The organism is Brevibacillus sp. 1238 (assembly GCF_029892995.1).
In the GTDB taxonomy this organism is placed as follows: Bacteria; Bacillota; Bacilli; order Brevibacillales; family Brevibacillaceae; genus Brevibacillus; species Brevibacillus parabrevis.
The window spans coordinates 83,537-106,467 of the sequence record NZ_JARXWC010000002.1 but is presented as its reverse complement, the minus strand read 5'-3'; the positions used below and the strand labels follow the sequence as shown (position 1 = coordinate 106,467).

The window sequence follows — 22,931 nt, the reverse complement described above, 5'->3', positions numbered from 1 at the left end:
TGTTCGCAGCCCATCCACGGAACAGCAAAAAAGCGCTCAACACGTGAGCGCTCTTTTCTGTGACCTTTTCGTCTGACTTATTCCTCGATTTTCTTGGCGGTTTTGCCAAACCACGTCTTCGCAACCAGCTCCACCACTTGCTTCGGCAGCGATTGCGGCGCTTGCACTTCATTGCCCGCCGCATCCACGCTCCGGTAGAGCAAAGCGGTGTCGTCAGCCGGATCGGACTTCGTTTGCAGCGTCAAATCCCCGATTTGTCCCGCGTTTGTCCATTCCTCGATCATCAGCTGGTATTCGCCTGGTGCCAGCTCGATATAGTCGTCCTCTGTCACATCGATGACAGCGAACCCGTCGTGCTGGATATCGGCATCGTATGTATTCCCGTTCGCTGTCTCGTAAAGCGCCAGCTCCTCAGGGTTGTTCAACACTTCTTTCAGCGAAGCAAAGTCAGCAATCGTCACTTTGATCCGTTTTGCCATTGGTAACTCCTCCCTCATTGACCACACATCACATCATTTCACACTGTATCACAATATGGTCAAGCCTGCCACTCACCCGCCAACTGACGCACATGTCTGATTTCTTCCCGGTGCCCGCCGTCTGTCCCTCTCGCTGTCTCCAGGACAATCGGCAAGCCGTGCAGCTCAGGCGTGCGCAGAAACTCCGCGAAAGCCTCGTCACCAATCATCCCTTTTCCGATTGGGGCGTGCCGATCCCGAAACGAGCCGCTCGGATAGACCGAATCGTTCAAATGCACCGCGCGCAGATGGGAAAAGTAGTCCAGCTCGCGCATCCGCTCGGCAACCTCGCGCCAGTTTTCCCCGTTCCACAGCCCGCTGGCAAACGCGTGGCACGTATCGAGACAAAACCCGACCTTTTCTGGTTCCGCGAGCAATTGCCGCACTTGCGTCAATTCTTCCAGCGTAATGCCCATCCGGTTTCCCTGCCCCGCGTTGTTCTCAATCAACAGTTTGGCCTGCCCGCTCCAGCCAGCGAGAATCTCGTTCATCATCTGAATCATGCGTCTGTATCCGGCAAGCACATCCGGCCCTTTGTCCTGTCCGAAATGGACGACGACGCCGAGCGCCCCGCACGCCTCCGCAATCTCCAGATCGTTGCGCACCGAAGCGACCGTTACCTCGTACAAATCGGCCGTCTCGACACACAGATTGACGAGATAAGCGGTATGGGCAATCGCCAGCATGCCGTGCTGTTCGCAAAACGCCCGGCAAGCCGCGGTATCGCGGGAAGCAAACGACTTGACTCCCAGACTGCGCGGGTTTTTCGGGAAAAACTGAAAAGAAGCGCCCCCCTCCTTGTGCGCCGTTCTGGCAGCCTCTTCGTAACCGTTGCGAATGCTGACGTGACACCCGATTTGCATCGCTCTTCCCCCCTCGTACGCTCCCTTCATTTTTCCCTGGCTCCTGCTTTCTCACACGTCCTTTCCGGCAAACAGCCCTTGCACTTCTTGCGCATTTCCGCTACACTTTTATTAAACCGAACGTTCAGTCTATAAAAAGGAGTTTACTGCATCATGTCCAGACGCCGCCTAGATGGGGAGAAAACGAAACAACATATCGCCGAAAAAGCAACCGAGCTGTTTTCGCAAAAAGGCTACCTGGCGACTTCCATTGAAGATATTTGCCAGGCGACTGGTGCGAGCAAAGGCAGCCTTTACTACCACTTCAAAAGCAAGGAATATTTGTTTTTGTATTTGCTGGAGAAGCAGTACACGGAATGGTCAGGGCTGTGGCAAGAAAAAGAAAAACAGCACGCCACCTCTGTCGAAAAGCTGTATGCCCTGGCTGCTTTTTTGCTGGAAGACTTTTTGTCCCACCCGCTTCGCCGAGCAGGAGAAGAGTTTGCCGGAAGCCAGCTTGCCGATCCGGCCATCATGGAACAGGTCCTGACGATGCTGTCTTCTTCCTACACGCTGTACATCCCGATCTTTGAGGAGGGCATCGCGCGCGGGGAATTTGCCGATGGCGACCCTCGGGAATTGGCGATGATTTTGGAAGGGTACATAACGGGCCTGATCAATGTCGGCTTGAATATGGGCGAAGAAAACCTTTTTGACCTGATGAAAAGAGGAATTGATATTTTGCTGCATGGTATCGCCGCCAAGTAGCTTTTTTTTCAGGTTTATTTAGACCGAACGTTCGGTTTAATTTCTTGCGGGAGTGGTTGAAATGAAATCGATTTGGGGAAACCGGATCTTTTTGACCGTTTTTGTCACCGATACTTTGGAAAATATCGGGATTTGGATCAGGAATATGGCTTTGCTGTACTACGTCATGGAAACGAGCGGCAACAATCCGACCGCCGTGTCACTGTTAACCGCGATCGAGCTTGTGCCGATCTTGTTGTTTTCGATCATCGGCGGGGCGCTTGCGGACCGCTGGAATCCGAAGCGGACGATGATGACGGGCAACTTGTTAAGTGCCTTGTCCGTGCTGCTGATCGTGTATTTGCTCTGGCACGGGATGTGGGTTGCCGTCTTTTTCGCTACTTTCATCTCGGCAGTCGTGTCCCAGTTTTCCCAGCCGTCGTCTGCCAAGCTGTTAAAAAGACACATCCCGGAAGAACACGTCGGAGTGGCCGTCTCCATCTCGCAAAGCATGAGCGCACTCTTTTTGCTTGGCGGCCCGGTCATCGGCAGTTTTTTTTACGAACAATGGGGCATCTACCCTTCGCTGATAGCCATGGCAGCTCTGTTTCTGCTCTCCACGCTCATTTTGAGCCTGCTTCCTAACGCTGCAACAGCTCCAGAAGAACAGAACGGCACACTTTTCTCCGAGATCAAGGCAGGTTTCGCCTACGTCAAAAACCACCCGTCCTTGCGCGGAATTGCGCTTGCCTTTGCCTGCCTCGGCCTGGCCTCTGGGTTGATCAACCCGCTCGAAGTGTTCCTGGTCACGGAGCGGCTCCAGCTGCCGAAAGAATCGGTCCAATGGTTTGTCGCCCTGGAAGGGTTGGGCATGCTTGTGGGCGGCGTATTCGCCTCCTTGTCCGTGCAACGCTTGAACAGCCGTTTTGTCATCACGGGCGGCTTGATCTTCTTCGCGCTTTCCATCGTGGTGGAAGCCTTGTCTGTCTGGGTTGTCGTGACAGCTTCCATGCGCTTTTTCACCGGAATCGGGATGGCTTTTCTGGAAATCGTGATCGGCATGCGCATGATCAAGTTCGTCGACGAGGCGTACGTTGGTCGGGTAAACGGAACGATTACCCCGCTGCTCGTCGGATTGATGATGATCGGTTCGTTCGCAGCCGGCCCGCTCATGCAGATGACCTCGCTGATCAGCGTGTTTGTAATCGCAGGTGCCATCGTCCTCGTCGCTGCCTGGGGATGCTCGCGGATTCCGTGGGAAACCGCCTCGGATGCCGCCGCCCCGAAAAGCAAAGAAGCTGCCCGCAGTGCGGACAGCTTGCCAGTTCATGAATGAGCTTATGATTTGACGATCAACAGCGGTGTTTTGGTGCGGTGGATCGTTTTGAAGGTGACGCTGCCGAGCAGAGTGCCCGCGATGCCGCCCAGGCCATGGTGGCCGAGTACGATCAGGCCAACGTTTTCCTCTTCGGCTGTTTGACGAATCGCTGTTGCAGGATCGCCAATCACGACTTTGCTCTCATAAGGGATTTGCGCTGCTTCCAGCACTTCTTCGCAAGTGCGAACGGTTTCTTTTCCCCAGTTTTCCAGAGTCGCTGTGTCTTCCCAGCCTACACCGTACACACCAGCGTAAGCAACCGGAGGAGTGACGACACTCAGGAGCAGGTAAGAAACGCCAGGAATGCCCTCGCTCAAAGCGATTGCTTTTTGCGCCGCGTTTTTCGCTTGCTCCGAGCCGTCCACCGTGATCAAAACTTTTTGCCATGGGAAGCTGTCGGCATCTGTCTCCTCGGCAATGAGGAACACAGGCAACTGCGCATCGTGAATGGTTGGGTAGCTGACGCTTTGCAGCAAGAATCCGGTAATCCGGCCATATCCGTGCGTACCCATCACGATCGCGGCATACTCGCCGTTCGTAGCGTGCTTGGAGATGACTTCATGCGGCTCTCCGAACTCGATTTCCAGCTCGTAAGGAACGCCTGCCTCTTCTACGATCGTGAGGAACTTTTTCAAATCTTCTTTTGCTTCGTCCAATTGAAAATCTTCCACGCTCTGTTGTCCGAGCTTTCTTACGACATTGCGTGAAGGAAATGGAGGAATGGCATGAAGCAAGGTCAATTCATGCTTATTTTTGGCGTACGCAAGAGCGAAGCGAACCGCCTGGATCGACTGTGCAGAAAAATCTACTGGTACTAGAATACGGGACATAAGGACACGTCCTTTCCTCTTCTTCGTCGCAAAAAGTCGATTCTTACGACTTTTTGCCTGCTTTCATTGTAGACTTGCTCCCTAGTTATGTATGTAGGGGAATTCCCTGATCTTGGCATTCCAAAAACCCTTAGGACTGGCTGTTCGCTATTCCATCACCCCTGTAATAAAAATGGTAGGCTCTGCGCCGAGATCGATGTCGCAAATCTCGTGATCCTCTGCCATCCGCCGATTGGCCTGCTGCTCTCGCCTGATGACCCGGACGACCGGACGGGCTGGCAAGCCGCGGTTTTGGTCGATGACGACGCCGACTTCGCCTGTACTCAGCTTGAGTGACGTTCCGGTCGGATACATGGCAATCGAGCGCAGAAAATGAACGACCATTTTGTGATCGAAACGCTTTTCCGCCAATCCCATGACCTGCTCGCATGCTTCATAGGCCGCCATCGTCTCCTCTTCTTCGGAAAAAGGCGAAATGAGATTGTCGTAGTAATTGCAAATCGAGACAATTTTGGCGAAATCGTGAATCTCGTCTCCGCTGAGGCCGCGGGGCACGCCTGTCCCGTCGACCCATTCGTGGTGCTGCAAGGGAACGTGCGCAGACACGATGCTCATCTCGTGTTTTTTGCGCAATATGTCAAACCCTAGCCATGTATGATGATTGGTCTTGTTGTTTTTCTTGTAGGCAGGCGCTTCCTTGTCGACCGACAGTTTGCCGATGTCATGCAAAAGGGCGCCAATCGCCAGTTCTTTCAACTGCGTCGTGTTGTACCCGAGACCCACGCCCATGACCGTCGCCATCATGCAAACATTGAGTGAATGGATGTACAGGGCGTTGTCGGTCGTGCGAATTTCCCCCAGATTGAGCAGCACCTTGCGATTGCGCAGCGTCTCCTCGACGATATTTCCGACCGACTTTTGGATGCCGCGCACGTCGAACTGCTTGCCCGACTGGACACATGCAATCGCCCCGGACAGATTGCGGATCGCATCTTTTCTCGTCGTCTCTGTCACGACTTCCTGTTCTTTGATCTCGTCGAAAAAAGGGTCTTTGATACTGAGCATCGTCACCCCGAAACGACGCAACTTGTTAATCATTCCGACGGTCAGCTGCACGCCCGTCTGCAACAGCGTCAAGCCCTCGCTTGTATAAATGCTGCGAGCCAACACATCTCCAGGCTCGACTTGATCCACACTCACATATTTCATGGGGTCAATCCTCCTGATTCCTCTTCCCCTGATGCTTTTTCCCTATATTAGCATTGAAAAAACATGTTTCGCCGCTGTTTTTATGAACATTCCCACACAAAAAAGACCTTTGCGGGCAGAAAGCACCTGATTGATCCGGTACTTTTTGCACAAAAGTCTTTCGTGTCGTTATTTTTAAAGGAATCAGTCCCACCAGCTGCGATCAGCCATGCTTTTCAGGAAGGCATCAACCACAATCGGGTCAAATTGCGTTCCTTTGCCGTCGATCAACTGCTCGACTGCTTCGCCGTATGGGAGAGCGGGACGGTACAGTCGAACGGTTGTCATCGCATCGAAAGCTTCTGCTACAGAGACGATTTTGGCGCCGAGCGGAATATGTGCTGAAGAAAGGCCATGGGGATAGCCCTGCCCATCCATCCGTTCGTGATGGTACAGGATCGTCTGATCGATTCCCCGATTTTGCAGCGGGCCAATCATTTGCACGATCGCGCACCCTGTCTCCGGGTGTTTCTTGATCAGTTCCCATTCTTCTTTCGTCAGCTCGCCGTATTTCCGCAAGATCGAATCTGGCGTACCGATTTTTCCGATGTCATGCAGCAGGCCAGCGATATACATATTGGCACATTCCTCTTCGTCGAGTTGAAACTGATTGGCGATTTTCCAGGCGTAAAACCCGACGTTGAGCGAGTGTTGGTACGTATACGGATCACGAGCATTCACACTGGTGATGAGCGAATGAATCGTGTCGATCATGAGATTCGTCGTGGCTTGATGACAATACAACATTGTTTTTAACAGTTTTTGCAATGGTGCCTCCTCGATCCAAAAAATGCGTCGGCACGCTCGCTACCCTTTGAGCAGGAGAGCGGAGATAAGCTCTCCTTGTTGTACTCCTTTCCCGCCAGCGGGAATCTTGATCAGGCAATCGGAATCTTTGATCGATACGGTAACGCTTGACTGATCCATTCCGACAGGCTCAACGAATAGCTTGCCTTCGCTTACATAAGACTTGCCGCGAACATAGCGCGGATAGGCATTGACTTTGCTGAACTCTTTTCCCAAAAAGGCTGTGCATTCCTGGCGGTATCTCTGGGACTGGCCTTGCATCCCCAAAATAACCGGGCGGACAAACAGCTCAAAACCGACAAAACACGCTCCCGGATTGCCTGACAGCGCAAATAAAAACTGCTCGTTCCAAACGCCTGCCGTCGTCGGACTACCGGGACGCATCGCTACTTTGTTAAACAGCATTTCCCCGTCCCAGTTTTGAAACAGGTCTACCAAAATATCGTAGTCGCCTACCGATACCCCACCGGATGTCACGACAAAATCCGCTTGAGAAAATGCTTCCAAGACAAGCAACTGCGCTTTCGCCGCTTCATCCGGGATGGCGCCCATCAGCAAAGGGATTCCTCCTGCTTCGCGGATCAACGCTTGCAGCATATAGGAGTTGCTGTTGCGAATTTTCCCCTGCGTCAGTGGCGCTTCCACAGGCAAAAGCTCCGAGCCCGTTGCGAAAATCGCAATCGTCGGACGCTTGCATACGTGGACATGGTGGAAACCGAATGTAGCCAACAGCGCCGTTTCACCTGCGCCAATTTTTGTTCCTTTCTGCAACACACAATCGCCCTGCGTGATTTCGTCACCGATCGGAGTCAGATTTTTTCCGGCTGGAATCTCTTTTCGGATGGAAATGCAGGTTTTGCCCTCTTTTTCGCTCTCCTCCGTCATTTCCAGCATGATCACAGCGTCTGCTTGCTCGGGCACCATCGCCCCCGTCATGATCCGCGAAGCCGTTTTGGGCGAGACGGCTTTCGTCGGGACAAAGCCGCACGGAATATGCTCGATCACTTCCAAACAGACGGGAGATTCAGGCGACGCTCCTTTGGTAGAACTGGACATAATAGCGAAACCGTCCATCCCGGAGCGGCGAAAATGCGGCATGTGCGAAGGCGCGAACACATCCTCTGCCAATGTGCGGCCGTAGGCATTTTCCAACGAGACTTGTTCCACGCCAAGCGGACGCAGATGCTGCTCGATTCTGCGCTGCGCTTCCTCCACCTGGACGGTATTTCGACGAAAACGGTTGACGCTTGCCCCTTTTTCCATGTCGACTATCCTCCGATTTGCGACATACGTCTTACGGTTGGTACGTGCGACTGACTTTCCCCCGCCAAAGCCAAGGCCATTTCATGATTTTGCGGCTTGATGCTCAGCGCTTTGAAAAAAAGCTGACGAACCGCTTCGTCATCGCCGATGCATTTGCGGACGTTAAATTCATCTGACCAGTACAGGCACGGCTTAATATTGCCATCTGCCGTCAAGCGCAGCCGATTGCACGTTTCGCAAAAATGCTCGCTCACAGGATGAATCAGCCCAAAGCTGCCTTTGGCACCTGCTATGCGAAACGTTTGCGCAGGCCCGTTGCCGCGGCCATCATGCGTCTCTGCGACTTTCCAGCCCATTTCCTTGCAGCGATCCAGCACGGTGGACAACGGCAAATACGACTGTTTCCATCTCGTGTCGTTGTGGCCGATCGGCATGTACTCGATAAAGCGGACTTGCAGAGCACCGTCGATGGTCAGCCGCAGAAAATCTGCAATCTCGTCATCGTTGATTCCCTTCATCAGCACGACGTTCAGCTTGATCGGCTGAATCCCGACTTGCTGGCACGCCGCTATGCTGTCGAGGACGCGGTTGACGTCTCCCCCGCGGGTGATCAGCGAAAAACGCTCCGGCCTCAACGTATCCAGGCTGATGTTGATGCGCTTCAAGCCCGCTTCTTTTAACTTCTTGGCCTTTTTCGCCAAAAAAATGCCGTTGGTCGTCAGCGCAATATCTTCGATTCCCGGTATCCCCGCTACGCTCTCGATCAGCTCTTCCAATCCTTTGCGGACGAGCGGCTCTCCGCCGGTCAACCGCACTTTTTTCACGCCCATTTCGGCCAAAACTCTGACAACCTCGGTAATCTCGTGAAAAGACAGAATGTTTTCTGCGGGTTCAAATTCCATGCCATCAGCAGGCATGCAGTACACACACCGCAAGTTGCAGCGATCTGTCACGGAAATGCGCAAATAATCGTGAATCCGGCCAAACGAGTCCACTAATTCACTGGGAATCACTGGACTTCCCCCCTTTTTCCTGCACGATTCGCTCAGGCCAGGTGTACACATTAAACGACTGATTGCGAATAAAGCCAACGGTAGTAATGCCGAGCTCATCTGCCAGACGAAGCGCCAATTCGGTCGGCGCTGACTTGGACAAAACGATGCTGCAGCCGATCTTGGCTACCTTCAGCAATACTTCGGAAGAAATCCGGCCACTGAACACCATGACCTTGTCATGAACGGACACTGCATGCATCAAACTGTAGCCGTACAGTTTATCGAGGGCATTATGCCTGCCTATGTCCATTCGGGAGACGACAATCCCGTTTGGATCGCACAGGGCAGCATTGTGCACCCCTCCCGTATCCTGAAAAAGCGTAGCCGATTGCTGCATCGCCTGCATGAAGCGAAAGCAGTCAGCCGCCGGGATCGTCACGGCTGTGTCATCCCGCTTTTTCACCGTTCGGGCGTCATTGTAAAAGTAGAAGCTTTGCCGACTTTTTCCGCAACAGGAAGTCACGTACCTTTTCGAATGAAACATCTGGTTATACGTGTTTACATTTTTAGCGCGAACGTAAGCGAATCCGGTTGGCTCGTCAATGAACAGGTCCGTAATGTCCTGATAGCTCTGAATCACCCCTTCGGACGCCAAAAACCCGATGACAAGCTCCTCGATGTATTCCGGGCTGCATACGAGAGTCGCAAATTCCTCGTCATTCAGCACGATCGTAATGGGCGACTCTGTCACGATTGAATCTTCTTTTTCCTGCATAGAGCCGTTTTCATAGTGCAGGACAGGCGACAAAACAAAGACGGGTTGGATCACGAAAGCTCCCTGCCTTTCCTCCAGGTCTCGATCATGCGAGAGGACGGTCCAATACGTAGACCGTCATGGCGATATCCTCTTCCAAGCTGATATCCGAAAAAATCCGCAAAATCTTGGCATCAATCAATTCCTCAAGCTTGGCTACGACCGCCTGATCGTGGTAAATGTTCTTGACCAGCTTGGTGCGCGCCTCGTGGACCATGCGCTTGCCGTCTTCGGAAAGAATCATGAACTTTTCTACGTTGGTCAGATTTCCCTTCATCTCGCAGATGACCCAGGGGCCGCAAAAGCGGGTGAGAATTTCCCGCGGGCCGTTGCCGACGTGTTCTTTGCGGATTTCGCGGACGAGCATGCTGAATTGATGTTCCAGGTTTTTCGTCATTCGATTATCTCCTTTGCTTCCCCCGCCTTGTTTTGCCGGGGGGGCCAGCATGATATAGCTGATCACCAGAATAAAAATGACCAGCGACAAAATCAGATTGTTCATGGCATCGTCGCGGTTGACGATAATAAAGCGCACGGTACCCGTAATTCCAATATAAATCAAATAGCGCAGGGGAAAGTGGTACGCTTCATGAAAATATTTGACGATCATCGAAACAAAGACAAAATACAGAAAAAAGGCCAGAACCTTTTCCAAAATATCATGGACATTAGTATTGCCTTGCACCGCATCTACTACGATGGCGTACAGCTCACGCAACAAATAAAAGCTGAGTACCAATCCAAGAATGATCAGAGACGCGTTTAGCATCATTTGATAGAAGCGTACGATTGACGCTTCGTTTTTACTTGTTCGCATCCAAGCTTCTGCCCTCCTTCTGATCAGGATTGCTGCGGCTCTCCTCATTCTTTTAGCCCTTCCCCTATCCCCTTCAACAGGTTGATGCCAAAGCCCATCGCGCGGTTGATGTCCGGATCGCGCAGTGCTTTCATCAAATCGAAAATGCCGACCTTGGTTCCCGATTGCAGCGCTTCGTCAGCCCGTTGCAACCCTTTGGTCACACCGGACATCAGCTTTTTCGTCATGTCAGGATCAAGCTCTGTCAAGCCTCCCGCTGCTGCCATCGCGTTATTGATCATGTTCGTGACAGGCGGACGCACCATTTGTCCGACGACGATTTTGGCAATATCCTCTTTCGCCTCGACGGCGGCGTTGAGCGCTCCCAGGATGCCGCTGTCATGCAGCTCCTGGAGCAGCTTGATCGTCGCCTGAATGCCCTCGGGGTTTTGCGCCAGAGATTCCAGGACACGATCTACCGTTTGCGCTTGCTTTTCTTCCTCGGTAACCTCTGGTTTTACGATTTTCGTGATCGGTCTTGCCATTATTTTTCGCCTCCCGCAACGTTTACTTCCGCAATCGGTACATAATCTTCTCTCGCCCACTTGCGCTCGACCTGGACGCCCATTTGCGGGTTGCGCTTCGCATAGCGCGGATTGTACATAGGCAACGGAGTCATGCCTTTTTCTTTGAGGAACTCCATGCGCACCTTCGTTTGCTTGTAAGCAGGTGTCTGTGTGCGAACGTCTCCCACGCTGCCTGTCAACAAGTTGATCGCATTTTCATGGCTGACGGAGTGCATCGGCACGTACAATTCGTTGCCGCTTACCCGATCTGTCACGAGCACCCGCAGCTTGATCGCTCCGTATGGCGAGACGAGACGCACCAATGAACCGTCTTGCACACCGCGTTCGCGCGCAAGCTCAGGGGAAACTTCCACAAATACTTCTGGCAATTTATACTGGATTCCCTTCGATTTATTCGTCATGTTGCCTTCGTGGAAATGTTCCAGCAAACGTCCGTTATTCAAGGTAAGGTCAAATTCCGACGGATACTCGACTGGCGGAATGTATTCCACTGTGGATAGTCTTGCTTTTCCGTCCGGGAAGTTGAAGCGCTCTTTGTACAGAAGCGGCTCATCCGTGCCGTCTTTTTGTACCGGCCAGTGCAGGCTGTTCCATCCTTCCAGGCGCTCGTAGGATACTCCGCCATACAGCGGTGCCAGACTGGCAATTTCGTCCATGATTTCACTCGGATGCTGGTAGTTCCAATCGGCTCCCATGCGCTGTGCGATCGATTGGATGATCGCCCAGTCCGGTTTGGATTCACCCAGCGGCTCCAACACTTGATACAAACGCTGGATACGTCTCTCTGTGTTCGCGAAGGTGCCGTCTTTTTCCAGCGATGGAGACGCGGGCAAGACGACATCGGCAAATTGCGCCGTTTTGGTCAGGAATACATCCTGTACCACGAAAAAGTCAAGCTTGCCGAGCGTATCGTGCACGTGGTTGGCGTTGGAATCTACCCAAGCCATGTCTTCGCCCATCAGGTACATGGCTTTCAGCTCGCCTTTTTCGACTGCTTCCAGCATTTCGATGTTGGTCAAACCAGGTTTATTGGAGATCGTTACGCCGTATGCTTGTTCAAATTTGGCTCTCGCTGCGTCATCGGTAATATGCTGATACCCTGGCAGCCATGTAGGCAACGTGCCCATGTCGCAAGCGCCCTGGACGTTGTTGTGCCCGCGCAACGGATAGGCTCCGGCACCAGGTCGGCCGTAGTTTCCGGTCACCAAAAGCAGGTTGGAGATCGCGGCAGACGTATGCGAGCCAGCGACATTTTGCGTCACGCCCATTCCCCACAAGACGCAAGTGCCATCCGCTTCGTGAATCATTTTCGCTGTCTGGATCAACTGTTCTTTGGGCAGTCCGGTTACTTCGATGGCGTAATCTAAGGTGTACTTTTCCAGCATCTTGCGATATTCGTCAAACTGGTTCACCCGCTGCTCGATAAACGCCTTGTCGTGCCAGCCTTGGTCGATGATGTACTTCGCAACCGCCGTCAGCCAGACAAAGTCGGTTCCTTGTTTCGGATGCAGGAACAGATCGGAGCGTTCTGCCATTTCATGCTTGCGCAAATCAGAGACAATCAGTTTTTGGCCGTGCAATTTTTTCGCCCGTTTCACCCGTGTTGCCAAAACAGGATGGCCTTCGGTCGGGTTCGCCCCGACGATGATGACCAGTCCGGCACTGGCGATGTCTTTGATCGTGCCTGAGTCACCGCCGTGTCCTACAGTGGCGAGCAATCCGTCCGTGGCAGGCGATTGGCAATAGCGGGAACAGTTGTCGACATTGTTCGATTCAAACACTTGACGCGCCAGTTTTTGCATCAAGTACGCATCTTCGTTTGTCGTTTTGGAGGAGCTGACGAATCCAAGAGCTTTTCCGCCATACGTTTGCTTGATTGCGCCCATTCGCTCGGCGATCAGGGACAGCGCCTCATCCCACGTAGACGGTACAAATGCATCTCCCTTGCGAATCAAAGGCGTCGTCAAACGCTGGTCACTATTGACAAAATCCCAACCGAACTTGCCTTTGACACATGTGGAGACGCTGTTGACCGGAGAGTTTTCCGTCGGCTCCACTTTCAAAATGTGGCGGCCTTTCGTCCATACTTCAAACGTGCAGCCTACCCCGCAGAACGTACACACGGTTTTTGTTTTCTTGGTTCGCGTTTCGCGCATCGCCGCTTCGACTTCCGAGATTGCGAAAATGCTGCTGTAACCAGGCTCGACTTCTTTGATCAGATCGATCATCGGGTTCAGCAAATCTTTTTTGATCCCGGACATAAAGCCCGCTTCGCCCAGCATCGATTTTTCCATCAAGGCATTGCATGGGCAAACCGTCACGCACTGACCGCAAGACACGCACGAGGATTCATTAATTGATTTATTGTCATCCCAGATAACTCGCGGGATTTCCCGTTCCCAGTCGATGGTGAGCGTTTCATTGACCTGCAAGTCTTGACAAACCTCTGTACAACGTCCGCAAAGAATGCATTGATCCGGATCGTAGCGATAAAACGGATGCGACATGTCCACTTCGTATTCTTTTCCGCGGAATGGGCGTGTTTGGTGGTCGATTTCCAGCAGCTCTGCCGTATTGTGCACGCGGCAATTTCCGTTGTTGTTGTCGCACACGGTACAGTACAGCATGTGGTTTTCCAAAATGCGGTCCATCGCTTCGTTTTGAGCGCCTTTTGCCAGTTCGGAAGCAGTCAGGATGTTCATTCCATCTTCGATCACAGTCGAACAGGCCCGCATGATTTTGCCGTCAATCTCGCACATGCACGTATCGCAAGTCTGGATCGGGCCTAAAATCGGCGAATAGCAGATGTGCGGATGCTCGATGCCATGTTCCAGCAAATAATCGAGGATTCGCGTCCCTTCTTCTGCCTCATGCTGCTCCTGATTTAATACGAAGCTTACTTTTTTCATCTCCCAAAAACCTCCAGCAAAAATAATAAAGCCCACCATAAAACAATCTGGGCAAATACATGCACAAATTGTTTTATGGTGGGCTAATGATCAAGCATCAACTGATGCCCATTATCCGTCCCGCCATAAACTATGGAAGTGATCAGGATGATTCAGCAATTCGCATTACTAATCATCAATGATCGGCTATGGGTCCATTATAGCACCGAATCTGGCGGGAAATCCAACTTTTTTTCATTCGCACCCTGTTAACTCAGCTTCCCTTTCACGTATTTCGCGTTAAAAATAAACAAACGCATAAGCAGGAACAGCGATGGAATCAGCAACACCATCCCGCCGAAGAGCAGGTGAATCGGTTGTCCCGTTATTTTCTCTATTTTGTGACGCTTTCCATACTGATTAATGCCATCCTGTTTGTCCCGCGCATTTTGATCGACGAGCGCTATGACGGGGCGATTTCGTCCATGCTGTTCGGGGTGATCATCGGCGGCGCACTCATGTACCTGTTTACCAGCTCCATGTTCAAGTTTCGCGGTCAAGGGTTGCCGGAAATCATGCGACAGGCTTTGCCCAAAAGCATTGTGGTTCCGTTCCTGCTCCTGATGGGCAGCGTGTCGTTTATCTCGGGAGCGCTCGTGTTGATCAATTACGCCTTTATCGTGTCCAGATATTTAATCCCGAACACCCCGATCTATGTCGTGCTGATTCTCTTCGTTCTCGTAGCGAGCTTTGGCGCCATGCAATCGTCGCAAACGGTGCTGTACAGCACGGAAATGATTCTCGTTCTCTGCTTGCCGTTTCTCCTGTTTTCCATTTTCAAAGCGTATACGAATCAAAACATGAATTACGATGAAATCCGCGCCATGATTGACTACTCGAACATCCTGCCCAGCTGGAAAAGCTTGTCCGTATCCACTTACGCCGTTACGGGATACATCAGCTTGTCGATTTTTAACCGCGTGTTTGCCGATATCCCCAAGCTCAAGCACCGTTGGGCCGTCCCTTGCATCGGCTTCAGCATCCTGTTTACCGCCTTTTTTGTGCCGATCGGCATTTTGGGCACAGATGGCGTGAACGAATTTATTTTCACCTGGGTTTCGACGGCAGATGCGATTCGGATGAAGTATGCCTTTATTGAACGCGTTGTTTATATTTTTCTGCTCGTTTATTTAGGCATCTCTTACTTATTCGCCATGACGACCTGGCATGTCGGGTCCGAGTTCATACGCGGCTGTTTCTCCCACTACCAGCCCAACACGTCGTCCATCAACTCTGTGCTGCCGAACGCGATCAGTTGTATCGTATTCGGGATCGGAACCGTGATCGTCGGCAATTGGCTCGGTGAAGACGACCTGTTTTCGGTATCCTCGTATTGGATGATGATACGATCCCCACTCGATATTTGTGTGGTCTTTTCCGTTTATATCTTGAGCAGGTGGAGGCAAGCTTTGTGAAACATGTCTGGATGTGGCTCGCGGTCTTGTTTCTGTTTACGGGCTGCGGCTTTAAAGATATTGACAAGCGCTATTTAGTCATGGCGGTCGGCGTCGATAAGTCGGAGCTGAAAGACAAGCCTTATCGCGTATCGTTGAAGCTCGCGATTCCGACAGCGCAAATCAGACCCGGGCAGTCGAATACGTTTCATCTCATCAGCGACGATGCCCCGACGATAACCGAAGCGGTGCGGCATTTGAAATCAAAAGTCGATAAAGACCTCGATTTCTCGCAGACGAAAATTCTCGTTTTCGGGACAAAGCTGGCCGAGGAACGGTTGGACAAGACAACTATCGACTGGTTTTTGCGGAAGCCGGAAATTCAGGGCATCGCCTTCATGGCGCTAGGCTCCCCGACAGCCGAACAAGTGCTGGGCGTCCGCCCCAAGTCCGAACGCATGCCTGCTGACAGCCTGATGCTGAGCTTTGATCAGGAAGGAACGGAATCGTCTTTTATCGTCACCGCTTTTTTGTTTGATTTTCATCGGCGGTTGAGCGAAAAGGGTCTGGACCCGTACATGCCCGTCATCCGCCCGCTCAAAGACACGTATTTGATCGATCAAGTCGCTGTTTTTGACAAAGAAAAAATCAAAGCGGTATTAAGTCCCGAGGAAACGCGGATCTTCAATGAATTGTCCAAGAAAATCAGCAACTTTGATATCGAAACCAGGACGGAGCAGGCCCGCTTTGCCTTGAATGTCACCTCTTTCCGCTATTCGTACGAGTTTGATGAACGCAACGAAGCGGAACCAAAGCTGAAAATGAACGTCCACATCAGAGGATTGTCAGAGGAATCGAATCAGTCTTTTTACAACTCGAATTGGGATCGCTATAAAGCAGAAGCGGAAAAAGAGGCGGCGAAACGATACGCTCATGTGCTGCGGAAGCTCCAGTCGCTGAAAGTCGATCCGATCGGATTCGGGCTACGCTATCGAGCAACCCATTACCAACGGGATCAAGATTGGGAAAAATGGCTGAGCATCTACCCCCGGCTCGACTGGAACATCAAGGTGAACATCGACCTGCTTGGATCAGGGGGGATCAAATAATCTCCCGGTCAAAAAACAAAACGACCCTTTTGCACGGGTCGCCGTTCCTTACTCTTCTTTTCGCATCACACTGTATTCATCGCGGACCATGGAGACGTCATCCCCTTGCTGGGTCAGCTCCAGTTTGTAAAGGATATCCGAGAGCACAGACGCGACGATCAAGGTCAAATCTCCCGTATTGACTGGTGTGCGAAAATAATGCCCGATCATTTCATAGCCTTTTCGCTTGAACGTTTCCGTATTTTCTTCATCCAATGCTTCGCACAGCTCTGCGATCAACTCATCCAGCGCGATTCGCGCCCGTTCGTACACATCCGGCTGATCAGTGGAAACGGCATCTGCTGCTTTTTTCTTCGACAAGTGGCCCCTCCTCCTTCCCCTATAGGTTGGAGCAGAGGCCGTTTTTTATGCAGAGTCGGCCTTACTCGCCACTTTTGGTCCATGGGCGCGAATGCCGGTCAAAGCCTGGAGCAACACGCGGTCGTAATGTGTCTCGGCCTGTATGTCGCGCCGGTCCAGCAGCGTCCCGAGCACCGCCCCCAAAAAGCCGAGTGGAATGGAAATCAGGCCAGGATTGGTCAGCGGGAACAAAGGCTGCGCCCGGATGAAGCCAGTATCGGGATTCATCACAGTCGGCCCGGCCATGACGAGCACGACAGATGCAACCAGTCCGGTAAGCACGCCGCAAATCGCACCGCGCACGGTAAAGCGGCGCCAATACAGGGTGAACAACAGCAGCGGCAAATTGGCAGAAGCGGCTACGGCAAAAGTCAAGCCGACGAGAATCGCCACGTTCATTTTTTCCGCGCCGATCGCCAGCCAGATCGAGGCGAATCCGACCGCAACGGACGAGCATTTCGCCATGACGACCTGCTCCTTTTCCGAAGCCAGCCCGCGGCGAATCAGGTGGCTGTAAACGTCATGGGCAAAAGCCGACGAGGCGGACAGCACCAGCCCTGTCACGACAGCCAGTATCGTGGCAAAAGCGACAGCCGCGATGTATGCCATCAAAAATTCGCCGCCAAGCGCGTCCGCCAAAAGCGTCACCGTCAAATTGCCGCCGAAGCCTACATTTTTCAGCGCCTCATACCCGACAAACGTGCTTGCACCAAAGCCGAGAAAAATCGTCAGCAAATAAAACGCGCCGATCACCCACGTAGCGGTGTAGATCGAGGAACGGGTTGTCACTGCGTCCTTGACCGTAAACAGGCGGGAGATGATGTGCGGCAGCCCGGCCGTCCCGAGGATGAGCGCAAGATGCAGCGAGATCGTTTCCAACGGGTCGTTCAACTGGTTGCCCGGATGCAAAAATTGCTCCTGCAAAGGCGTAATCGTGCTGACATGGGAAAACATTTCCGACAGGCTCCAGCCAAAACGGGAAAAGACGATCAGGCTGAGCACCAGCGTCCCGGTCAAAAGCAAGATCGCTTTGATGATCTGCACCCACGAAGTAGCGACCATCCCTCCGAAGACGACGTAAAAAGTCATCAGACTGCCGACGATCATCACCGCCGTATCGTAGTGAACCCCAAGCAAATAGTGAATCAGCGCCCCCGCCCCGACGAGCTGGGCGATCATGTAAAAAATCGTGATCAGCAAAGTCGTACAGGCAACCACTCCGCGCAGCCACAAGCTGTCAAACCGCACCGCGATGGCATCTGCCAAGGTGTAGCGCCCGAGATTGTGCAACGGCTCGGCAATCAGGAACAAAATGATCAAGTAGGAGACGAAAAAGCCGATAGCGTAGACGAAGCCGTCAAAGCCGTACATCGCAATCGTCCCGGCGATGCCGAGAAACGACGCGGCACTCATGTAGTCGCCCGCAATCGCGATGCCATTTTGCAGCCCTGTCAGGCGGTTGCCTGCCGCATAAAAATCTTTGGTCGTTCCCGTTTGTTTGGCCGCCGAATACGTGATCGCCATCGTCCCGATGATGACAGCCAAAAAGAAAATGATCGTCGTCACCGACAAGCCCCCTCTCCCGTACAAATGGAAAAAGACCGGGGATGACCCCCAGCCTTTGAACTGGCACGAGCTTCCTTGCGTTAATTGCTTCTACGCTGAATCTTTCATTCCTGTGTTGGCCCGCACCAAAATTTCGTCGTACTTCGCATCGTTGCGCGAGCTGGACAGGAGCGTTCCGATCCAGGCTGCCAAAAACCCGAGCGGGATGGAGACGATCCCCGGATTCGGCAGCGGGAACAGCGCTTCGCCGACCAAAATGGCTTTTCCGGCAACCGGGTTCCAGACGTTGGGGCTCAACGCCACGAGAATCAGTGAGCTGAACAGTCCGACGAGCATGCCGCTGATCGCCCCTGTCGTGTTGAACCTTCTCCAGAAAATCGTGAACAAGATGACGGGCAAGTTCGCGCTTGCTGCCACCGCGAAGGCGAGCGCAACGAGAAAGGCCACGTTCAGCTTCTGGGCAAACAGCGCGAGCAAGATCGAAACGATCGAGACGCCGACCGAAGCCCATTTTGCCATTTTCATCTGCTCTTTTTCCGTCGCTTTGCCTTGACGGATCACATGGCCGTAAAAATCGTGCGCGAATGCCGAAGCCGCTGTCAGTACGAGTCCTGCCACGACCGCCAAAATAGTCGCGAACGCTACAGCCGATACGAAAGCGAAGAGGAAGTTGCCGCCGAGCGATTGGGCAAGCAACGGAGCGCCCATATTGCCAGCCGCATCCATGTTGGCAGCGCCGACGAAAGCGGCTGCTCCGAACCCGAGGAAGATCGTCATGACGTAAAAGATCCCGATGATCCATGTCGCGTACACGACGGACTTGCGCGCGGTCGTCGCATCTTTTACGGTAAAGAAGCGAATCAGGATGTGCGGCAGACCCGCTGTTCCCAGTACGAGCGCGAGATTGAGCGAGATCGTATCCAGCCCGACTTTGAACTTGTTCCCGGGATTGAGAAATTGGTCCCCGAGCGGTGTCGCTATTTTCATTTGCTCGAACATCGTCAGCAAATTGAAATCAAACTTGGCGAACACCATGAGCGAAATCACGAACGTCCCGAGCATCAGCAGCACCGCTTTGACAATTTGCACCCACGAGGTTGCCGTCATGCCGCCGAACACGACGTAGACCGTCATCAGCGCACCGACGATCAACACCGAAGTGCTGTACTCCAGCCCCAGGAGCAGCTTGATCAGCGCCCCTGCCCCGACCAGCTGGGCGATCATGTAAAAAATCGAGATGGCGATGGAGTTCAGCGCGGCCACACCACGTACCTGCTTATTGTCAAAACGCGCGGCAATCATGTCTGCCATCGTGTACTTGCCGAGGTTGCGCAGCGGCTCCGCCACCAGGTACAACACGACCAAATAAGCGACAAGAAAGCCGATGCTGTAAAAGAACCCGTCAAACCCGCTGAGAGCGATCATTCCGGCGATTCCGAGGAAGGAAGCGGCCGACATGTAATCTCCGGCGATCGCCAGCCCGTTTTGCCACCCCGTCAGCCCGCCGCCTGCCGTGTAAAACTCGCTCGTCGTATTCGTCCGCTTCGAAGCGAAGTACGTAATGACAAGCGTAAGCAGAACAATTCCTAAAAACAGTAAAAATGCCGTTACATTCATCAGCCTCTGCCCCCTGTCTCCTGTTTGACTTTCTCCACCAGCTCGTCAAAACGTTCCGCTTTCTTGGTGTACAGAATACAGAGCCCCCAGGTCATGATAAATTGGGCAAAGGCGAACACCCACGCCCACGAGATCGCCCCGAACGCCGGCTGATTGAGCACCGTGAAGTAAGAAGTCAGGATCGGCAAAGTAAAGTAAAACACGAAGAAGAAAATGGAAGATGGCAGGATGAACGCCCTTTTGCTTCGCAAAAGTTCCTTGAAGGTGGCTGATTGGATAATCGCCGTGTAATCGGTAGCGTCCTGCTTTTGACTGCCGGCTTTTTTCGCCGATAGCGGATTGCTCATGGGAACCTCCCCCTCTTCAAACAAAATGTAAGCGCTTCCTCTATTGTAGGGAATCATTGGTAATTCGTGTGGTTTTGCGCGCAAGATGTCTGGGGGCGTGCGCCAACGGCAAGTTTTGCATCGCGATCTGCGGTTTACGTTTCTTCGAGTCGTTTGAGCAAGTCTTTGGCGGAAGTCCGGGAAACGGGGATTCGCGTTTTCGCCTCTCCTTTCAAGAGCAGGTTGTACGCGCCGTTGAACCACGGCTCAAGCTCGCTCACGTAGTTCAGATTGACGAGATAGCTTTTGTGCGTGCGAAAAAAATCGTAGCCACTGAGCTTGTCAGCGAGCTGCGTCAAGGTCATCCGCGTGGAGTAAGCGTCCGACTGGGTGATGATACGAACGAGCCGTTCTTCCCGCACCGCGTAGACGATCGTCGCCGGGTCGATCACCACCAGCCTGCTGTTTTCTTCGACAAGCAGCTTGGAGCGCTTGGCAGTCGCAGTCGCAGGCTCCGGCTTCGGCTTGACCAGTCGCTCGCGTATGCGCTGCATCGTTTCCACGAGTCTTTTTGGCTCGGTCGGCTTTAGCAAATAATCGACCGCGTTCAGCTTAAAGGCATCCACCGCGAACGCCTCGTACGCTGTACAGAACACAATGAGCGGCTGCGGCTTTCTGGCGGCGAGCATTCTGGCAGCCTGCGCCCCTTCCAGCTCCGGCATTTTCATATCGAGAAAAACGACGTCCGGCTCGTGCTCGTCTACCATTTCCAACAGCTCTCTTCCGTTGGTGGCACAGGGAAGCAGCTCGACATCTTCCTCCTGCTGCAACAAATAGCTCAGCTCTTCGCGTGCCAGTCGTTCATCTTCGGCAATCATGATGCGAATCGGCATCAGGCACTCACCTCCTGTTTGATCGGGATCGTAAATGTGATCAAAGCACCGCCTTCTGGCCTGTTGGCAAAATGAAGCTGGGCATCCGGGCCTTGCAAGCTGATCAGCCGCTGATTGACATTATGAACCCCGATGCCGTTTCCTTCCTTGCGCTCCATCGGAATTTTGCCCAACAGAGGAAGCAGTTCCTCCGGGAATCCTCTGCCGTTGTCTTCGATCGTAAAATGAACGGCGGTTGGCTGTCGCTGCACACACAGCCTGATTTCTCCGCCTGCGCCCATATCGCGCAGTCCGTGGTGGATGCAGTTCTCGATCAACGGCTGAAGGGTGCCAGGCGGCATAAGCACATCCTCCACACCGGGATCAACCAGCGTCTGCACGGCAAATTGCTCGGAAAAGCGAATGCGGATAATTTCCAAATAGGCGTGCAAATGCTCCAGCTCCTGACCGACCGTTACTTGTGCGCTTGACGTAAGCTTCAGGTTGAAGCGCATGAACACTCCCAGTTGAATCGTCATGTGTCTGGCGAGCTTCGGATCGATGCGAATCAAGGTCACGATTGAATTAAGCGTATTGAACAAAAAGTGCGGATGAATCTGGGCTTGCAGCATTCGCAGCTCTGCGTCCTTCATCAACCCTTTCATCTGCTCCGCAAGCGAGATGGTCAGCTGGTTAGAGATCAGATTTCCCAGCCCTTTGGCCAATGCTTCCTGGACTTTGCCGATTTGCTGGGGGCGGCGAAAGTACAGCTTGATCAGTCCGGCGACACTGCCCCCTTCTTTGATGGGGATGAGGATGGCTGCATGCAGCTGGCAATTTTTTTGTCGGCAGCCAAGCAGTTCCCGGCCATGGCCTTTTTCAATGCAGCCACTCGCCATCGCCCGCCGATCGAGGTCGCTCTGGATCGGCTCTCCCGGAGCGTGATGGTCCGTACCCGCTCCGACGTGGGCCAGCAGCCGCTCCCGATCGGTCACCGCTACGGCGATCGCCTTCGCCTCCCGCTGAAGCACGAGCGCCGCCGCCTGGGCTGCTTGCGGATTCAGCCCCATTTTCAACTGTGGTAAAATTCGCTGCGCAATTGTGAAGGCACGCTCAGCCTCCAGCGCAGCAGAACGCTCCTCTTCTTGCAAAGCGACGCGAATCATCGTCGTAAAAATCGCAATCGAGATGCTGTTGGTCAAGACCATCGGAATGCCGATCACATTGACCATCGTGCGCACGAGATCAGGCGGGCCCGACATGATCAGCAAAAGCGACATCTGGATCACAGGCGCGAACATTCCGATAAACAATGCCTTGGACGGAGAAATGACCCGCTCCTGGGAAAAAAACCGCGCCACATAGCCTGCCAAAAATCCAGTGAGCGGAACAGACAGCCCCATCGGAAGCGCTGCAAATCCGCCGAGATCATACAAATGCAAGCCCGCAATGATTCCGGCTCCCATCCCGACCATTGGCCCGCCGAGCAAACCGCCGATCACGACGCCGACCAGCGTGGAATTTGCCACAATCTCGTCTCCGGAAAGCGGAAAAATCCAGAAGCTCGGAACGTATCCATCCTCGTGCACCACTACGCCTGCATATGTACCTGCCACACCGAACAAGCCAAACATCATGGAAAAGGCAACAGACGTGCCAACGTGCAGTTCGCGATCGAGCAGCTGCCGAAACAGCGGAATCCTCGTCAACATAAACCCGAGAGTCAAGAGAATGCCCATTCTCTCGATGAGCAACAGCGTGAGATTGTCCACGGCGTCCTCCTGCTTGCTTGTTGAAATCTTCTATAAATTCCGCATTTTACTCCCAATTCCCTGCTGGACAGGCAATCTAACTGGGCGTCCTGCATACGCTGAG

21 protein-coding genes and 1 pseudogene are annotated in these 22,931 nt (G+C 53.0%); 4 read left to right on the top strand and 18 right to left on the bottom strand.

From position 1 onward, the window contains the following. Nucleotides 1-77: 77 nt before the first annotated feature. Both M2298_RS04310 and M2298_RS04305 read right to left on the bottom strand, forming a co-directional pair. Nucleotides 78-479 (bottom strand): hypothetical protein, encoded by a 402-nt coding sequence (locus tag M2298_RS04310; RefSeq protein ID WP_063227799.1) that lies wholly within the window; start codon nt 477-479, stop codon nt 78-80. A 59-nt stretch (nt 480-538) separates the two neighbouring features. Continuing rightward, nucleotides 539-1,381, bottom strand: a complete 843-nt coding sequence (locus M2298_RS04305) for a deoxyribonuclease IV (RefSeq protein WP_173595630.1) — start codon at nt 1,379-1,381, stop codon at nt 539-541. 153 nt (nt 1,382-1,534) lie between these two features. On the opposite strand from M2298_RS04305, the gene M2298_RS04300 reads away from it, so the two are divergent. Next, nucleotides 1,535-2,128 carry a TetR/AcrR family transcriptional regulator gene (locus M2298_RS04300; RefSeq protein ID WP_122965725.1) on the top strand — a complete coding sequence of 198 codons (594 nt, stop codon included), beginning with the start codon at nt 1,535-1,537 and terminating at the stop codon, nt 2,126-2,128. 61 nt (nt 2,129-2,189) lie between these two features. Then, nucleotides 2,190-3,443 carry an MFS transporter gene (locus M2298_RS04295; protein ID WP_280648260.1) on the top strand — a complete coding sequence of 418 codons (1,254 nt, stop codon included), beginning with the start codon at nt 2,190-2,192 and terminating at the stop codon, nt 3,441-3,443. A gap of 2 nt (nt 3,444-3,445) precedes the next feature. Here M2298_RS04295 and M2298_RS04290 read toward each other — a convergent pair whose 3' ends face one another. The 10 genes and pseudogenes from M2298_RS04290 to fdhF all read right to left on the bottom strand — a co-directional run bounded on the left by M2298_RS04290 (nt 3,446) and on the right by fdhF (nt 13,734). Then, complete coding sequence (locus M2298_RS04290) at nt 3,446-4,315, bottom strand: universal stress protein (protein WP_122965723.1); 870 nt, start codon at nt 4,313-4,315, stop codon at nt 3,446-3,448. 147 nt (nt 4,316-4,462) lie between these two features. Then, complete coding sequence (locus M2298_RS04285) at nt 4,463-5,524, bottom strand: HD-GYP domain-containing protein (RefSeq protein ID WP_122965722.1); 1,062 nt, start codon at nt 5,522-5,524, stop codon at nt 4,463-4,465. Nucleotides 5,525-5,707: 183 nt separating this feature from the next. After that, nucleotides 5,708-6,331: an HD-GYP domain-containing protein gene (locus M2298_RS04280; protein ID WP_280648259.1), complete on the bottom strand. Its 624-nt coding sequence runs from the start codon at nt 6,329-6,331 to the stop codon at nt 5,708-5,710. Nucleotides 6,332-6,370: 39 nt separating this feature from the next. Next, a complete protein-coding gene (locus M2298_RS04275; RefSeq protein WP_280648258.1) occupies nt 6,371-7,633 on the bottom strand; it encodes a molybdopterin molybdotransferase MoeA in 1,263 nt (420 codons plus the stop codon). Between the two features lie 5 nt (nt 7,634-7,638). Next, nucleotides 7,639-8,643 carry a GTP 3',8-cyclase MoaA gene (moaA, locus tag M2298_RS04270; protein WP_280648396.1) on the bottom strand — a complete coding sequence of 335 codons (1,005 nt, stop codon included), beginning with the start codon at nt 8,641-8,643 and terminating at the stop codon, nt 7,639-7,641. Then, the gene (gene fdhD, locus M2298_RS04265; RefSeq protein ID WP_173600098.1) at nt 8,633-9,454 is read right to left on the bottom strand and encodes a formate dehydrogenase accessory sulfurtransferase FdhD; all 822 of its coding nucleotides are present in this window, start codon (nt 9,452-9,454) and stop codon (nt 8,633-8,635) included. The genes moaA and fdhD overlap by 11 nt, the downstream gene beginning before the upstream one ends. A gap of 34 nt (nt 9,455-9,488) precedes the next feature. Then, entirely contained in the window at nt 9,489-9,839 is a 351-nt protein-coding gene (locus M2298_RS04260; protein WP_122965718.1) for a Na-translocating system protein MpsC family protein, read from the bottom strand. A 105-nt stretch (nt 9,840-9,944) separates the two neighbouring features. After that, nucleotides 9,945-10,211 (bottom strand): annotated as a pseudogene (locus M2298_RS04255) (phosphate-starvation-inducible protein PsiE); the annotation flags it as partial. A gap of 92 nt (nt 10,212-10,303) precedes the next feature. After that, entirely contained in the window at nt 10,304-10,783 is a 480-nt protein-coding gene (locus M2298_RS04250; protein WP_173600090.1) for a helical membrane plugin domain-containing protein, read from the bottom strand. Further along, nucleotides 10,783-13,734, bottom strand: a complete 2,952-nt coding sequence (gene fdhF, locus M2298_RS04245) for a formate dehydrogenase subunit alpha (RefSeq protein WP_280648257.1) — start codon at nt 13,732-13,734, stop codon at nt 10,783-10,785. Before fdhF ends, M2298_RS04250 begins: the two co-directional genes overlap by 1 nt. Nucleotides 13,735-14,090: 356 nt before the next feature. Here fdhF and M2298_RS04240 point away from each other — a divergent pair, with 356 nt between their 5' ends. Together M2298_RS04240 and M2298_RS04235 are read left to right on the top strand one after the other, a co-directional pair. Continuing rightward, nucleotides 14,091-15,188, top strand: coding sequence for a GerAB/ArcD/ProY family transporter (locus M2298_RS04240; protein WP_167470354.1), 1,098 nt, complete (start codon nt 14,091-14,093; stop codon nt 15,186-15,188). Beyond that, the gene (locus tag M2298_RS04235) at nt 15,185-16,276 is read left to right on the top strand and encodes a Ger(x)C family spore germination protein (protein WP_122965706.1); all 1,092 of its coding nucleotides are present in this window, start codon (nt 15,185-15,187) and stop codon (nt 16,274-16,276) included. The genes M2298_RS04240 and M2298_RS04235 overlap by 4 nt, the downstream gene beginning before the upstream one ends. A gap of 48 nt (nt 16,277-16,324) precedes the next feature. Here the strand turns inward: M2298_RS04235 and M2298_RS04230 are convergent, their stop codons facing one another. From M2298_RS04230 to M2298_RS04205, 6 genes are all read right to left on the bottom strand, one after another. Beyond that, nucleotides 16,325-16,636, bottom strand: a complete 312-nt coding sequence (locus M2298_RS04230) for a hypothetical protein (protein ID WP_122965705.1) — start codon at nt 16,634-16,636, stop codon at nt 16,325-16,327. 45 nt (nt 16,637-16,681) lie between these two features. Further along, entirely contained in the window at nt 16,682-18,247 is a 1,566-nt protein-coding gene (locus M2298_RS04225; RefSeq protein WP_370641099.1) for a solute symporter family protein, read from the bottom strand. 84 nt (nt 18,248-18,331) lie between these two features. Next, nucleotides 18,332-19,858, bottom strand: a complete 1,527-nt coding sequence (locus M2298_RS04220) for a solute symporter family protein (RefSeq protein ID WP_208715233.1) — start codon at nt 19,856-19,858, stop codon at nt 18,332-18,334. Continuing rightward, entirely contained in the window at nt 19,858-20,205 is a 348-nt protein-coding gene (locus tag M2298_RS04215; RefSeq protein ID WP_122965702.1) for a DUF485 domain-containing protein, read from the bottom strand. Before M2298_RS04215 ends, M2298_RS04220 begins: the two co-directional genes overlap by 1 nt. Before the next feature lie 134 nt (nt 20,206-20,339). Continuing rightward, nucleotides 20,340-21,077: a LytR/AlgR family response regulator transcription factor gene (locus M2298_RS04210; protein ID WP_274875199.1), complete on the bottom strand. Its 738-nt coding sequence runs from the start codon at nt 21,075-21,077 to the stop codon at nt 20,340-20,342. Then, complete coding sequence (locus tag M2298_RS04205) at nt 21,077-22,828, bottom strand: LytS/YhcK type 5TM receptor domain-containing protein (RefSeq protein ID WP_274875198.1); 1,752 nt, start codon at nt 22,826-22,828, stop codon at nt 21,077-21,079. The genes M2298_RS04210 and M2298_RS04205 overlap by 1 nt, the downstream gene beginning before the upstream one ends. Nucleotides 22,829-22,931: the final 103 nt, after the last annotated feature.

Excerpts from the sequence above, each read along its gene's own strand:
- M2298_RS04285 (WP_122965722.1), bottom strand. The coding sequence starts at position 5,524 with ATGAAATATGTGAGTGTGGATCAAGTCGAGCCTGGAGATGTGTTGGCT.
- M2298_RS04220 (WP_208715233.1), bottom strand. The coding sequence starts at position 19,858 with ATGAATGTAACGGCATTTTTACTGTTTTTAGGAATTGTTCTGCTTACG.
- M2298_RS04305 (WP_173595630.1), bottom strand. The coding sequence starts at position 1,381 with ATGCAAATCGGGTGTCACGTCAGCATTCGCAACGGTTACGAAGAGGCT.
- M2298_RS04260 (WP_122965718.1), bottom strand. The coding sequence starts at position 9,839 with ATGACGAAAAACCTGGAACATCAATTCAGCATGCTCGTCCGCGAAATC.
- M2298_RS04210 (WP_274875199.1), bottom strand. The coding sequence starts at position 21,077 with ATGCCGATTCGCATCATGATTGCCGAAGATGAACGACTGGCACGCGAA.
- fdhF (WP_280648257.1), bottom strand. The coding sequence starts at position 13,734 with ATGAAAAAAGTAAGCTTCGTATTAAATCAGGAGCAGCATGAGGCAGAA.
- M2298_RS04290 (WP_122965723.1), bottom strand. The coding sequence starts at position 4,315 with ATGTCCCGTATTCTAGTACCAGTAGATTTTTCTGCACAGTCGATCCAG.
- M2298_RS04215 (WP_122965702.1), bottom strand. The coding sequence starts at position 20,205 with ATGAGCAATCCGCTATCGGCGAAAAAAGCCGGCAGTCAAAAGCAGGAC.
- M2298_RS04250 (WP_173600090.1), bottom strand. The coding sequence starts at position 10,783 with ATGGCAAGACCGATCACGAAAATCGTAAAACCAGAGGTTACCGAGGAA.
- M2298_RS04300 (WP_122965725.1), top strand. The coding sequence starts at position 1,535 with ATGTCCAGACGCCGCCTAGATGGGGAGAAAACGAAACAACATATCGCC.
- M2298_RS04275 (WP_280648258.1), bottom strand. The coding sequence starts at position 7,633 with ATGGAAAAAGGGGCAAGCGTCAACCGTTTTCGTCGAAATACCGTCCAG.
- M2298_RS04310 (WP_063227799.1), bottom strand. The coding sequence starts at position 479 with ATGGCAAAACGGATCAAAGTGACGATTGCTGACTTTGCTTCGCTGAAA.
- M2298_RS04295 (WP_280648260.1), top strand. The coding sequence starts at position 2,190 with ATGAAATCGATTTGGGGAAACCGGATCTTTTTGACCGTTTTTGTCACC.